Origin of the sequence: Marinobacter guineae (assembly GCF_002744735.1) — a bacterium.
In the GTDB taxonomy this organism is placed as follows: Bacteria; Pseudomonadota; Gammaproteobacteria; order Pseudomonadales; family Oleiphilaceae; genus Marinobacter; species Marinobacter guineae.
The window spans coordinates 266,264-279,477 of record NZ_KZ319340.1; the positions used below are offsets into that span (position 1 = coordinate 266,264).

Genomic DNA, 13,214 nt, shown 5'->3' on the forward strand with positions numbered 1-13,214 from the left:
TTAGGTTAGGGCCGGTTTCGTGGCGCCCCGGGGGACGCCACGGCAAGCGTAAAACAAAAGTCAGGTCAGAGCTTGCAGCCGGTCTCTTCGATAGTGCGGGCTACTTTTTCGCCGTCAAAGATCTGCAGATTGGTCAGCGTGCGGATACCGTGCTCCGGATGCATCGGGCCCGAAACACCCCAGTTCGGACTGACCATCGCCTGGTGATCACCCTCGCGGAAAGTCACTGTGCCGTTCGGTGCCTCCAGACTCATGCCGCTAAGCGCCTTGGCGACGGCAGGACCTTCGGTGGTGCCGGCTGTTTCCATGGCCTTTTTATAGGCATAGATAGCCGCATAGGCCCCTTCGGCGTTGTAGCTCGGGGGCGTGCCGTAGGCGTCGATGTAAGCCTTGACGAAGCGATCGTTCACCGCGTTGTCATAGGCTTCATACCAGTAACGCGTGGACAGATGCACACCCTCTGGCATTTCGTCGCCCAGGGCGGAAAGCACCTCGGTCGCCGCACCGACGGTAAACATCACCTCCAGGTCCTTTTCGAAGAACCCACGGGTGTTGGCCTGTCGGATAAAGTTGACGAGGTCACCACCCCAGACGGAGATCAGCACACCCTCGGCATCAGAGTCCATTACCCGGTCAATGAACGGGGTGAAATCCTCGGCCCCGAAGCGCGGAAAGTTGGTCTCCGACATCAGGTTCACATCCGGCTTGATGTCCTTGAGGTAGTTGCCGAAGAACTCCCAGGACTGGTGGCCGAAGGCGTAGTCCGGACCGATGGTGGTCCAGTTGGTGGCATCGGTTTCCGCAGCCACCAGGGCGGCAGCCTTCATGTTCTGGGCCACGTTCACACTGATGCGGTAGGTGAAGGGGTTACACAGATTGCCGGTGACATCCGGCGTGGCGGCGTGGGTAATGATCAGCGGTTTCTGCAGCTCTGGCATGGTCGGAACCATACCCTGGGCAACTCCCGAGCTGTCCAGACCCACCAGGGCGTCGACACCCTCGGAGTAAACCAGTTTCCGGGCAGCCTGGATGGCCACCGAGGCCTTACCCTGACTGTCCTCATAGACCATTTCCACCTGGCGACCAAGGATGCCGCCAGAGGAGTTGATTTCCTCCACCGCCAGGTTGATGCCCTTCTGGGCAAACTCACCGTAAGTGGCGGCACTGCCGGAGAGAATGTAGAGGCCCCCGATCCGGATCGGATCCTCGGCATGACTGGTACCGGCGGTACCCAGGGTCGCGGCTGCGGTCATCGCGACCATGAGTTTCTTGATGCTTGTTGTTTTCATGGTAGTGCTCCTGTGTTCTTGTCTTTGTTGTCACTGGAACTTTCAGGGCCCAAGGATCAGGCCCGGTTTTCGTTGTTGTGAATGCGTTGTTCCCGTTATCGCAACCTCCTGCTGACCATGGTCAGCCCAGTCATCGGGACAGCCCAGTCATGGTGACAGGGAGTCCCTGAGAATGTTTTTGCGGATCTTGCCAGTGGCGGTCTTGGGCAGTTCACCAAGCACCACCTTGCGCGGCGCCTTGAAGTGCGCCATGTGCTGCCGACAAAAATCAATAATCTCCTCGGGGGTGAGTTCCTCGCCGTCGTCGACCGGATTGACAAAGGCACAGGGCACTTCACCCCATTTGTCATCGGCCATTGCCACCACCGCCGCCTCGGAGACTTTGGGGTGCCGGTAAAGAACCTCCTCCACTTCCAGGCTGGAGATGTTCTCGCCACCGGAGATGATCACGTCCTTGGCCCGGTCCCGGATTTCAACATAGTGGTCCGGGTGCATGACGGCGAGGTCACCGGTGTGGAACCAGCCGTGGCTGAACGCCTTCCCGGTGGCTTCTGCATTTTTCAGGTAGCCCTTCATCACGGTATTGCCGCGGATACAGATTTCGCCCATGGTTTTGCCGTCAGCGGGTACCGGCTCCCCGCTGACAATATCCAGCACCGCGACCTCGTCCAGGCCATGGGTGGGAACGCCCTGGCGGGACATTTTTACGGCCCGTTCCTCCAGCGGCAATTGCTGCCATTCAGGCTGGGGCACACACAGTGTCGAAGGCCCGAATGTCTCGGTCAGGCCATAAAGGTGGGTAATCTGGAAGCCGATCTCCTCTGCCTTGCGGATCACGCTGCTGGGGGGCGCCGCGCCACCCAGGGCAAAGTGCGCGGGCCGCGAGAGTGTCAGGCCCTGGCGACCCAGGTCCTGCAGCAGCATGTTCATCACGATCGGCGCACCGCACATGTGGGTGACACCGTAATCCTCGATCCGGCGGTAGATTTCCATGGCGTCTACCTCCCGCAGGCACACGTGGGTGCCACCCACGGCGGTGATCGCCCAGGTATAGGCCCAGCCGTTGCAGTGGAACATCGGCAGGGTCCACAGGTAGACGGTCTCGGCGGTCATATTGAACACCATGGCGTTGGTCATGGCCGCCAGGTAAGCGCCGCGATGGTGATAGACCACGCCTTTGGGATTGCCGGTGGTTCCGGAGGTGTAATTCAGAGTGATGGCGTCCCATTCATCGGAGGGACGTTGCCAGGAGGCCTCCGGATCGCCTTCGGTCAGGAGACTCTCGTAATCCAGGTCCGCCAGACCCTCACTCGCCCCCGCCTTGCGCTCGATGGCGACCAACAATGGCGACACCTCCAGCTCGGCGATGGCGGCCCGTACCTCGTTTTCCCACTGCGTATCGTAAAGCAACACCCGGGCTTCACCATGGGCCAGAATGAAGGAAAGCGTTGCCGCATCCAGGCGGATATTGACAGAGTTGAGTACGGCCCCGGCCATGGGCACCGCGTAGTGGGATTCCAGCATCTCGTGGCTGTTCGGGCACAGGATGGCCACCGTGTCGCCGGGGTTGATACCCCGGTGACGAAGCGCATCGCCCATCTGGCGACAACGCTGGTAGAGCTCCCGGTAGGACAGAGACCGGTCATCGTCGATGACTGCCCGTTTTTCCGGGTAGACCTGCGCCGAGCGCTGAAGCAGACTCAGCGGTGTCAGCGCAGAATGGTTCGCAGCAGTCTTGTCGAGGTTGTTGTACTTATTCATGGTTCACCGTTTCAGAAAGCCGGGGTTATTGATCCGCAACCGGGCCTCGGTGAGAGTCCGGAGCACGGATCGCAGGGCCGGGTCGGCTCCATCCAGACGACGCTCCCGAATAGCCTGAGCAAGGGCTGCCTCAGATTCACCGGCAGTGTCACCAAGGGACCGCTCAGCCAGGAACGCCCGCACGGTCCGGTCGGTTTGCGCCGGCTCGCCCTGCTCGCGCTGTTCAAGCTCCCGGATTGCCATACCCATGGCATTGGCAGCCATCAGGGCCTGATATTTGCGCTCCCCCGTCAGCTCCGCGGCCACCGAATCCAGCAACACCTGGCGGGCCTCGGTAAGCAGATCACGGGTGCCCGGTTGATTGATCATTGCCCATCCTCCAATTCCTGAATCTGGTTCAGCAGGTCGAATTCCATCTGGGCCACCATGCGGCCGGTCAGTGCCAGCTCCAGTGAGCGCTGTTCTCCAGACATGTGCCGCCGCGCCTGTTGCAGCGCAATCAGGGCCCAGCGCACCAGGGCCATAATCTCCCAGTAGCTCACCGCCGCCGGATCAAGGTCGATGCCACTCGCTTCCCGGTAACCGTCCAGAAGGTCCTGTTTGTCGCCGACCCCACCGACTTCCCGGTCATCCCCCCCGAACCGCCAGCTGCGACAACAGAGCCAGCCCAGGTCCTCACAGGGGTCGCTCCAGGCGGCAAATTCCCAGTCCAGGACGGCGGTCAGCTCGTCACCGTCCACCATGTAGTTGCCGGTCCGGAAATCACAGTGGCACAGCACCGTCGGGCCCGGCTCCGGAGCACGGTCCTCGAGCCAGTTCAGAGCCCACTCCAGCACCGGATGGGGTTCACCGATTTCTTTCAGGTAGCGCCGATACAGCGCTACGCGGCTCAGGGCCGGATTGCCCGGATCGGGTAACGCCAGGAATTCCAGCGTCGCCTGAGGGGGCCGCACGGTGTGCAACCTGGCGAGCTCGGCACCCAATCGGCGCACAAGGTTCCGACGCTGGTCTTCGGAAAAATCCGCCTTGACCAGTTTGCGGGGAGACGCGCTCCCCGCCGCCCGGGTCATGACGTAGAACACCTGCCCACTGACCTCAGAGTCCTCGCATAGCCAGAGCGGTTCCGGGACCGTAACCCCGGCCTTGAACGCAACCTGAAGAACCCGGAATTCCTCCGGTCTGGACAGGCTCTCCGCCACTCCCGAGGGTGCGTCCTGCCGGACCACAAATTCCTGCCGACCCGGCCGGCTGCCGCCCTCCAGCTCCAGGGTCAACCCGAAGTTGTCCTGGATGGCGCCTCCGGAGAGCTTGTCGAAATCGATAACCCGGGCACTCCGGGCACCGGTTTGTCCGGCAATGAAAGAGCTGAAGATGTCGGCAAGTGCAGACATCAGGCCTTGACTCCCCAGTGCCAGAAGTCTGCACGCTCCGCCAGCAGGGTCTTCGAGAACACCATCTTGTGTATTTCCGAGGCGCCATCGACCAGGCGCGCCTGGCGGGCATACCGGTAGATCCACTCAAGCGGGGTATCCTTGGAATATCCCCGGGCACCGCACAGCTGAATGGCCGTATCCACCGCTTTGTGCAGGGTGTCGGCCACCGCTACCTTGGCCATGGAAACTTCCTTGCGGGCGAAGTCACCCTGGTCCAGCTTCCAGGCGGCGTGCATGGTCAGCAGCCGGCCGATCTGGATCTCCATCGCCGCCTCGCCCAGCAGCCACTGCACACCTTCGCGCTGGGACAGGGTTTGACCGAAGGATTCCCGGGTGTCGACATACTCGGTGGCAATTTCCAGAGAGCGGCGGGCCAGGCCGAGCCAGCGCATGCAGTGGGTAAGCCGGGCCGTACCCAGACGGATCTGGGTGACCTTGAGGCCGTCACCGACCTCCATCAACCGGTTCTCGTCCGGGATTTCCAGGCCATCGAACCGGAGCTCGCAATGGCCTCCGTGCTCTTCCGGCCCCATGATCGGAATCCGCCGGAGGATCTCCCAGCCCGGATCATCCTTGTGGAACAGGAAGGCGCTCAGGCCTTTGCGGGTGTCGTCAGACGTACGGGCAATCAGGATGAAGTGGGATGCTTCGGCGGCGCCGGTAATGTAGTGCTTGTGGCCGTGGATGACCCACCGGTCGCCCTTGCGCGTTGCAGTGGTCTGCATCATGCCGGGATCCGAACCGCAGCCGGGGGGTGGTTCGGTCATGACAAACGATGAACTGACCTTGCCCTCAACGATGGGCTTGAGCCAGCGCTCCTGCTGGGCCTTGGTCGCCACCTTCGCCAGAACAATCATGTTGCCATCGTCCGGCGCCGCGGAATTGAACACCACAGGTCCGAAAATCGAGCGGTTCATTTCCTCGTAGCAGGCCGCCATTCCGGAGATATCGAGCCCCTGGCCACCCAGATTCTCAGGAATCTGCAGGCACCACAGGCCCTGCTGTTTTGCCTTGGCACGCATCTGCTCAAGATGGTCGAGCGCAATGTTCTCATGCTCGTCATATGCCTGCGGGTTCTGCTCCAGTGGCAACAGTTCCTGTTCCACAAAATCCCGGATGCGTTTTCGATAAGACTCGTTCCTTGGGTTCAGATTGAAGTCCACAGCCCACTCCTTACAGCGAGGATTGAAGATGGCCGCCATCCACCACGAGGGTGCTGCCGGTCATATAGTCGGAAAGCCCTGAAGCCAGAAGCAGCAACGGACCACTCAGATCATCAGCTTGTCCCAGACGACGCTGGGGAATGCGGCGAATCATTTTCTGGCCAGGTTCACTGGCAAAGAAATCACGGTTAAGGTCGGTTTCGATGTAACCCGGTGCCAGTGCATTGACGCGGATACCGTATCGGGCCCATTCCAGCGCAAGGGCACGGGTCAGCTGCTCGACACCGGCCTTGGCGGCGGCATAGGGCGCCACGTTGCCGGCCACGCGATGACCAAGGATGGAAGAAATCATGATGATGCTGCCGCCCTGGTTGATCGCGGAGAGGCGACGAGCGGCCTCATTGCACACCAGCCAGCAGCCCTTGAGATTGGTGTCGATCACGCGGTCCCAATCCGAACCGGTCAGGTCCAGGGCCTTCTTGCTGGTTGCAACGCCGGCATTGGAAACCACCACATCCGGGATGGCGATGTCCTCCGCCATGGTGTCATATGCTTGAGTGACGCTGGCCTCGTCGGTGACATCCATGGTGACGACATGGATCCGATCGGCGTGCTCGGCAAACTCACTCTTGAGGGACTCCAGTGCTTCGCGACGGCGACCACTGACAATGACCGTTGCACCGGCCTCAAGCAGACATCGGGTGAAGCTGTGGCCCAGGCCACCGGCGGCTCCGGTAACCAGTGCAGTCTTGCCATCAAGGCGCAGGGACCAGCTTGTATTGCCAAGGTTCGTGTTATTGGAATTGTTCATATCTCGACCTCCGGACTCCAAAAATAGAACGAGCGCTCGAAATATTCAAGTAAGAAATTAAAATCGGAAACATGAATTCGTCAAGACGGAGCGAATCTTCCGGGATTTGGCATTCCGGGCCGCTTACCGCATGCTATCCGAAATGTATTCAAGAGAGACTCCATGAATCCGACCATCGAACTTTTGAAATCCCACCGCTCCATCCGCAAGTTCACCGACCGGAAAATCCCCCGGAAGCTGCTGGAGGAGTTGATCAGTGCCGGCCAGTGCGCCGCCACGTCAAACCATGTGCAGGCCTACTCGGTGATTCACGTGGTAAGCCCGGAGAATCGGCGAAAAATTGCTGAACTGGCCGGTGGCCAGGCCCATGTCGCCGAAGCCTCTGATTTCCTGGTGTTCTGCGCCGACATGAAGCGCTCCACAGAAGCCGCCGAACGGGCCGGGGCCGAGGTTGTGCGGGGCATGACGGAACAACTTGTTGTCGCCAGTGTCGATGCGGCCCTGATGGCCCAGAACGTTGCCGTTGCGGCAGAATCGGAAGGGCTGGGTCTGTGCTATGTGGGAGGCATCCGGAACAACCCGGCGGAAGTGGCTGAGATTCTGAAACTGCCGGAACACGTCTACCCGGTGTTTGGCATGAGTCTGGGGTACCCAGACCAGGATCCGGAGGTGAAGCCCCGGCTGCCGCTGGCCAGCATCCTCAAGGAAGACTTCTACGACGACCGCGAGGACGAGACCCAGGTCGCCGCCTTTGACGACACCATGCATCAGTACTACCTGGAGCGTACGGGTGGCAACAAGGAATCCAGCTGGTCCAAGGAACTGGCGCCGCTGTTCACCACCAAACTGCGGCCGCACATGCGCGAGTTCCTGCGCAAACGCGGCTTCGAGATGAAATAAACGCTACAGCGTTGCGCGGGCACTGGTAACCCGATCCACCAGGTACACCAGGCCGTGGTAATCCAGCCCGCTGTGCCGGCTGAGGCCAATCTCGCAGGTACGGCTGGTGGATATTCCTTCCGCACAACCAGCGGTCTGTTCCGGCAGGGTGCGCAGTGCGTGGGCATTAAGCTCCGGCACATTGAAGCCCTTGTCACCGGCAAAGCCGCAGCAGTGAATACCCTCGGGTACAACCACTTTCGTGCTGCAACGCCGGGCGATGTCGATCAGCCCCTCCGCTTCACCCAGGTGCTGGGTGCTGCAGGTTACGTGCACCGCCAGCGGCGTTTGCTCCGGCTCGAAGGCAAGGCGCTCCAGCAGGTGCTCCCGGATGAACTTCACCGGATCAAACAACGCCAGGCCGGCCTCGGCCGCCGCCTCCCGGATCTGAAGCGTGCACGGGCTGGTGTCGCAGTAGACCGGATCCACCCCGTTACGGCTTGCACGCAGCAACGCACCAATCAGCTCGTCCTTTTTACCGGCGGCCTGCTCCGGGTAGCCCTTGGAGGCAAACGGCTGGCCGCAGCAAAGGCTATCAGGGGTGTCCGGAAAGACCACCTGATACCCACCCTTCTCCAGCAGCCTTCTGGTAACCGCCATCAACGAGTCCTGGGCCTTGTCGCCCCGGGCCGGGCCCATGGTGCGTGACACACAGGCTGGCAGGTACACCACCCGGGGCCGGCGGTCATCTGCGGACCCGGGCACCGGCATTACAAATCGCACTGGCTGGGGCATGCTCGGATCCCACTGGGCCACCCGGTCACCGGACACCTTGCGTACCCCGGCGCTGAGACGGGTCAGAAGTGGCGCGCCCAGAAGCCGCTCCACACCTGAAGCACCGGCCAGCACAAACCGGGTCGCTTTAAGGGCCGCCGAAAAATGTCTGGCCAGTTGGTTGGCCACAGCCTGTCCAGAGGCCTTTTCACTTCGCAGCTTACGAACCAGATCTCCCGTGTTGATGCCCACCGGGCAACGCTGGGCACAAAGACCGGTAGCAGCGCAGGTATCCAGACCGTGGTACTGCCAGGACTTTTCCAGTTCACGGGTGTCCTCGCCGGCACGCCGACGGGCCTGAATATCTCTCCAGATCACGATGCGCTGGCGCGGAGACAGGGTAAGCCCTTCAGAGGGACACACCGGCTCGCAGAATCCGCACTCGATGCATTTATCCACCAGCGGATCCGCTTCGGGCAGGGGTTTGAGGTTTTTCAGGTGAATCCGGGGGTCTTCCGAGAGCACCACATCGGGATTGAGCAGGTTGTCCGGGTCCAGCAGGCGCTTGATCCGCCACATCAGCTGCCAGGCCTCGTGGCCCCACTCCAGCTCCACAAACGGCGCCATGTTGCGGCCGGTGCCGTGCTCGGCCTTCAGGGAACCACCAAACTCCACCGCCACCAGCTGGGCCACATCCGCCATAAAGGCCTCGTAGCGGGCCACCTCGGCCGGGTCGCCAAAGCCTTGAGGGAAAACGAAGTGCAGGTTGCCCTCAAGGGCATGGCCAAAGATGATGGCATCGTTGTAGCCGTGCTTCACAAACAGCTGCTGAAGCCGGGTAACGCCTTCGGCAAGCTGATCAATGGGGAAGGTGACGTCCTCGATAATGACCGTAGTGCCGTTGGGTCGAACCGCGCCCACCGCCGGAAAGGTGCCCTTGCGGATTGCCCAGAGCTGGCCGGAAACCCCGGCATCCCGGGTGAAATCCACCTGCTGCTCCAGTGGGAAGCCCGCCAGTGCCTCACGGATGTGGGCCAATTGCTCCTCCAGTACATCGGGGCCGGGAGCACGGCTTTCCACCAGCAGCGCACAGGCGCCTTCGGACAAACCATGAATCCAGTCCGGCAGGCCGGGCTTGTCCTGCACCGAACGGAGGCTACGGCGGTCCAGCAGTTCCACCGCTGCCACCGGCTGTGTCTTCAGGACAGAGGCCGCCCGGCAGCACGTTTCAACATCCCGGAACACCAGCAAAGCAGTGGCCTTGTCCGGATACTCAGGCACGGTGTTGTAGGTGACCGCGCTGACAAAACCCAGAATGCCCTCCGAGCCGACCATCAGGTGAGTCAGTATCTCCAGCGGGTCGGAGAAATCGACCAGTGAGTTGAGCGACAGGCCGGTGGTGTTTTTAAGGCGGTACTTGTGGCGAATTCGGTCTGCCAGCTCCCGATTGTTCCGGGTGTTGATGGCCAGTTTTTTCAGGGCCGCCAGCAACTCACCGTGGCTGTTGCGGAAGGCCGCCACGCTCGCGGCATTTTCGGTGTCCACGACAGCTCCATCCACCAGCACCAGGCGCATGCCGGCGAGGGTGTGGTAGCTGTTCTGGGCGGTGCCGCAACACATGCCACTGGCATTGTTGGCAACGATGCCACCAATTTTGCAGGCATTGATGGACGCCGGGTCCGGGCCGATCTTGTAGCCCCGGGGCGCCAGCCAGGCGTTGGCCTGGGCGCCAATGACACCCGGCTGCAAACGAATCTGCCGGCCGTTGTCGCGAATCTCGTGGCCATTCCACTGGTCGCCCAGGACAATCAGAATCGAGTCGCTGATTGCCTGCCCGGAAAGGCTGGTGCCAGCCGCCCGAAAGGTAACCGGCACTTGATGCTTGCGCGCCAGTGCCAGCAGGTCGACGACCTCACCTTCATCCTGAACGCGTACCACGACCCTGGGAATCAGCCGGTAAAAGCTGGCGTCCGTACCAAACGCGAGGGTGGAAACCGGGTCATCAAAAACCCGATTGTCCGGAATCCGTTGCCGGATCTCCGCCAGCACCGCTGAAGAAAAACTCATGCATCCTCCAGAACCAGCACGATGAGCTCACGGGGACCGTGGGCACCATAGGCCAGCACTTGTTCGATATCCGCGGTCTTGGACGGGCCGGACACCAGCAAGACATTGGTGGGCAGCCCCGCCGCCCAGTTCTGCGCTACCATCATGTCATAGAGATTGTCATGAATCTCACTGGCGTTGAGCAGGGCGATATGGACCGGCGGAACCAGGCTCATAAGCCGCGGCTCCTGGCGATCAGGCCACAGCACCAGGGAACCGGTGGCCGCAATGGCGCCAAGGGTGCCAGTCAGGCTGGCATCCACGTTCCAGAACAATTCTTCCTTCCAGGCCTCCACCGGCTGATCATAGGCCAGCAAATTGACCCGCTGTTCGGTGGCCCCAACATGCTGATGCAGCTCCCGGCCATGGTCGGTGCCGGGGGCGCACAGCAGGTTGGTGAGATTCCGTCGGGCCAACAGATCTGCCACAAGCGCTGGCCAGTTGCCGGAACTGCACGGGTGCACTTCGGTATGGACGGCTTCCATCAGGCTGCGCAGGCGCGCAATCCGGTCTTCGGGTGCATACCACCAGGGTTCGGTCACCAGGCGCTCGTTAAATTCATCGGGCCGCGGCATAGTGCCTTCGAGGCTGCGCCGCAGTTTTCCAAGGATGTTCGCGCGGGCGCTCATGATGACGTTTCTCCACTCGAGTCTAGATGGGCCGCGGCCAGATCGTGCAGGGACCGTCGGGCCGGAACCGGGGCACTGTGATTCTCGGTCCAGGGGCCGACATTGCTCGGCGCCAAGGCGCGCATTCGGGTTGCTGCCCACAGGAAAAGCCGGTAGAGCCCCGGGCGGGTATTGAGCATCTGCCAGCTCCGCCAGATCCACCGTTCCTTTCGGGAAAACTTGGCGCCGCCACCCTTTACCAGCTGCGGCTCTTCAGGGTTCTTTACATTTTCCTGGCGCAGGCGCTGCAACAACTCGGGGATCGGAATTTTCACCGGGCACACGTCGCCGCAGGCACCGCACAGGGAAGAGGCGCTCGGATGATCCGGCACGTTATGCAGTCCCGCCATGTGCGGTGTGATGATCTTGCCAATGGGGCCGGGATAGACTTCACCATAAGTGTGCCCGCCTACGCGGGTATACACCGGGCAATGGTTCATACAGGCGCCGCAGCGGATACAGTTGAGGGTCTGGCGCATCTGGGCATCGGCAAAGGCTCCGCTGCGGCCATTATCCAGCAGTACCAGATGCACCTCTTCCGGTCCGTCCAGTTCGTCCGGCTGGCGGGGGCCCGAAATCAGGTTCACATAGGTAGTGATGGGCTGGCCCAGGGCAGAGCGGGTCAGCAGCGATACCAGGGGCACCACATCCCGGAGGTTCGCCACCACCTTTTCAATACCCGTCACTGCAATGTGAACCGGTGGCACCGTGGTGCTCATCCGCCCGTTGCCCTCGTTCTCCACCAACAGCAAGGTGCCGGTTTCGGCGATGGCAAAGTTCACTCCGGAAACACCGACATCCGCTTCCATGAATTTCTGCCGAAGAGTCCGACGGCCGACCTGGATCAGCTGATTGACATCTTCGGTCTCCGGCTCGCCGAGCTTGTCATGGAACAGCTTTGATACCTGACGGGCGTTCTTGTGGATGGCGGGCATGATGATGTGGGAGGGTTTCTCACCGTCCAGCTGAACGATGTACTCCCCCATGTCGGATTCCAGGCATTCGATGCCCCGCTCCGCCAGGTAGTCGTTCATCTCCATTTCTTCACTGACCATGGATTTGCCTTTCACCACCTGGCGCCCTTTCCGGGCCTCGATGATGTTGTGGACCAGAGTGTTGGCCTCCTCGACGGTCTCTGCCCAGTGAACTTTCACTCCGTTTTCCGTGAGCTTCTGTTCCAGCTGTTCCAGCAGATCCGGCAGCTTCGAGAGCGAACGGGCCTTGATCCGGTTACCCAGCTCCCGCAAGCCTTCCCGTTCGTCGGCGTCCGGGAAGGCGTTGGCGCGCTTCTGCATCAGCGAATCCATCGCCGTGCGGAAATTACTGCTCAGTTGTCCGTCGGCAAGCGCTTCCCCGGCGCGGCCCCGAAAATTGGCGGACAGTTCGGTCGCCGGAATTCGCTGGCTCATGCGACCTCCCCGGCAGCGCTGCCATTGATCCGCTCCCAGAGAAAGCTGGCCAGATGCCGGCCCCGAAAGGCCTCGCGCTGTTTTTCCAGGGAGCCGTTAATGTTCATCAGACAGCCGCCATCGGCGGTAACCATTTCGACAGCCCCGGAATCGATCAGTGACCGGGTTTTATCGTTCACCATGGCACCGGAGACTTCCGGCATCCGCACCGAGAAGGTGCCACCGAAGCCACAGCATTCGCTCTCATGGTCATGGTCCACCCGTTCCACCTTGTCCAATTGCCCCAAAAGCTCCCGGGCATGCAGGTGGGTGTTCATCTCCCGACGCGCGGAGCAGGAGGTGTGCAGGGCAATTTGACTCGGTTCGCCCTGATCGGACAGCTGAACCCGGCAGACCTTAAGCAGGAATTCGGTCAATTCGAAGGTGCGCTCGGCAAGGGCTTCAACCCGCTTCAGAGTATCTGGCTCATCGGCAAAGAGCGCCCGGTAATGATGCCGGAACATGCCGGCGCACGAGCCGGAGGGCACCACCACCGGAAGTCCTGGCCGGTCCAGAACTTCCAGCTGGGCGCGGGCCACTGCCCGGGCTTCGTTCCGGTAACCGGAGGTCCAGGCGGGTTGGCCGCAACAGCTCTGTGCCTGTGGAAAATTCACCCTGATACCTTCCCGCTCCAGCAGGCGAATGGCGTCCAGCCCCGCTTCCGGGAAGAACAGGTCCACCACGCAGGTACCAAACAGCGTGACCGCCTCTGGTTTATCCGGGTAATGGCGATCGGTCTCTCTCTCGGGCGCAACGCGGGTCGCATTCGGCGCGGCATCGTAAAACAGTTCACTCATTAACTAACGCCTCTGTAGAACTCCAGACTGCGGGCTATATAAATTGGTAAGACCAATTGACATCAAATACTTTATAAAGTATTTG

Annotated in this window: 11 protein-coding genes; 1 reads left to right on the forward strand and 10 read right to left on the reverse strand. The window is 61.2% G+C overall.

What is annotated here, in order from left to right; all coding sequences use genetic code 11:
- Nucleotides 1–65 precede the first annotated feature (65 nt).
- The 6 genes from CLH62_RS09295 to CLH62_RS09320 form a co-directional block, all read right to left on the reverse strand.
- Nucleotides 66–1,289 carry an ABC transporter substrate-binding protein gene (locus CLH62_RS09295; RefSeq protein ID WP_099617886.1) on the reverse strand — a complete coding sequence of 408 codons (1,224 nt, stop codon included), beginning with the start codon at nt 1,287–1,289 and terminating at the stop codon, nt 66–68.
- Nucleotides 1,290–1,436: 147 nt separating this feature from the next.
- A complete protein-coding gene (locus tag CLH62_RS09300) occupies nt 1,437–3,050 on the reverse strand; it encodes a long-chain-fatty-acid--CoA ligase (protein ID WP_099617887.1) in 1,614 nt (537 codons plus the stop codon).
- Between the two features lie 3 nt (nt 3,051–3,053).
- Nucleotides 3,054–3,419 (reverse strand): DUF6285 domain-containing protein, encoded by a 366-nt coding sequence (locus tag CLH62_RS09305; protein WP_099617888.1) that lies wholly within the window; start codon nt 3,417–3,419, stop codon nt 3,054–3,056.
- On the reverse strand, nt 3,416–4,441 hold the full coding sequence (locus CLH62_RS09310) for a phosphotransferase family protein (RefSeq protein WP_099617889.1): 1,026 nt from the start codon (nt 4,439–4,441) through the stop codon (nt 3,416–3,418). The genes CLH62_RS09305 and CLH62_RS09310 overlap by 4 nt, the downstream gene beginning before the upstream one ends.
- Nucleotides 4,441–5,646: an acyl-CoA dehydrogenase family protein gene (locus tag CLH62_RS09315; RefSeq protein ID WP_099617890.1), complete on the reverse strand. Its 1,206-nt coding sequence runs from the start codon at nt 5,644–5,646 to the stop codon at nt 4,441–4,443. Before CLH62_RS09315 ends, CLH62_RS09310 begins: the two co-directional genes overlap by 1 nt.
- A 10-nt stretch (nt 5,647–5,656) precedes the next feature.
- On the reverse strand, nt 5,657–6,457 hold the full coding sequence (locus CLH62_RS09320; protein ID WP_099617891.1) for an SDR family NAD(P)-dependent oxidoreductase: 801 nt from the start codon (nt 6,455–6,457) through the stop codon (nt 5,657–5,659).
- A 162-nt stretch (nt 6,458–6,619) separates the two neighbouring features.
- Between CLH62_RS09320 and nfsA the strand changes: the two genes are divergently transcribed.
- Nucleotides 6,620–7,357 (forward strand): oxygen-insensitive NADPH nitroreductase, encoded by a 738-nt coding sequence (nfsA, locus tag CLH62_RS09325; protein WP_099617892.1) that lies wholly within the window; start codon nt 6,620–6,622, stop codon nt 7,355–7,357.
- Between the two features lie 3 nt (nt 7,358–7,360).
- Here nfsA and CLH62_RS09330 read toward each other — a convergent pair whose 3' ends face one another.
- The 4 genes from CLH62_RS09330 to CLH62_RS09345 are packed head-to-tail and all read right to left on the reverse strand — an operon-like array spanning nt 7,361 to nt 13,129.
- Entirely contained in the window at nt 7,361–10,177 is a 2,817-nt protein-coding gene (locus CLH62_RS09330) for an FAD-binding and (Fe-S)-binding domain-containing protein (protein ID WP_099617893.1), read from the reverse strand.
- Entirely contained in the window at nt 10,174–10,845 is a 672-nt protein-coding gene (locus CLH62_RS09335) for a LutC/YkgG family protein (protein ID WP_099617894.1), read from the reverse strand. The genes CLH62_RS09330 and CLH62_RS09335 overlap by 4 nt, the downstream gene beginning before the upstream one ends.
- Complete coding sequence (locus tag CLH62_RS09340) at nt 10,842–12,293, reverse strand: LutB/LldF family L-lactate oxidation iron-sulfur protein (RefSeq protein ID WP_099617895.1); 1,452 nt, start codon at nt 12,291–12,293, stop codon at nt 10,842–10,844. Before CLH62_RS09340 ends, CLH62_RS09335 begins: the two co-directional genes overlap by 4 nt.
- Nucleotides 12,290–13,129: a (Fe-S)-binding protein gene (locus CLH62_RS09345; protein WP_099617896.1), complete on the reverse strand. Its 840-nt coding sequence runs from the start codon at nt 13,127–13,129 to the stop codon at nt 12,290–12,292. Before CLH62_RS09345 ends, CLH62_RS09340 begins: the two co-directional genes overlap by 4 nt.
- Nucleotides 13,130–13,214: the final 85 nt, after the last annotated feature.

Bases quoted from the DNA above. Each gene is read 5' to 3' on its own strand.
- CLH62_RS09295 (WP_099617886.1), bottom strand. From the start codon at position 1,289: ATGAAAACAACAAGCATCAAGAAACTCATGGTCGCGATGACCGCAGCC.
- CLH62_RS09300 (WP_099617887.1), bottom strand. From the start codon at position 3,050: ATGAATAAGTACAACAACCTCGACAAGACTGCTGCGAACCATTCTGCG.
- CLH62_RS09305 (WP_099617888.1), bottom strand. From the start codon at position 3,419: ATGATCAATCAACCGGGCACCCGTGATCTGCTTACCGAGGCCCGCCAG.
- CLH62_RS09310 (WP_099617889.1), bottom strand. From the start codon at position 4,441: ATGTCTGCACTTGCCGACATCTTCAGCTCTTTCATTGCCGGACAAACC.
- CLH62_RS09320 (WP_099617891.1), bottom strand. From the start codon at position 6,457: ATGAACAATTCCAATAACACGAACCTTGGCAATACAAGCTGGTCCCTG.
- nfsA (WP_099617892.1), top strand. From the start codon at position 6,620: ATGAATCCGACCATCGAACTTTTGAAATCCCACCGCTCCATCCGCAAG.
- CLH62_RS09330 (WP_099617893.1), bottom strand. From the start codon at position 10,177: ATGAGTTTTTCTTCAGCGGTGCTGGCGGAGATCCGGCAACGGATTCCG.
- CLH62_RS09335 (WP_099617894.1), bottom strand. From the start codon at position 10,845: ATGAGCGCCCGCGCGAACATCCTTGGAAAACTGCGGCGCAGCCTCGAA.
- CLH62_RS09340 (WP_099617895.1), bottom strand. From the start codon at position 12,293: ATGAGCCAGCGAATTCCGGCGACCGAACTGTCCGCCAATTTTCGGGGC.
- CLH62_RS09345 (WP_099617896.1), bottom strand. From the start codon at position 13,129: ATGAGTGAACTGTTTTACGATGCCGCGCCGAATGCGACCCGCGTTGCG.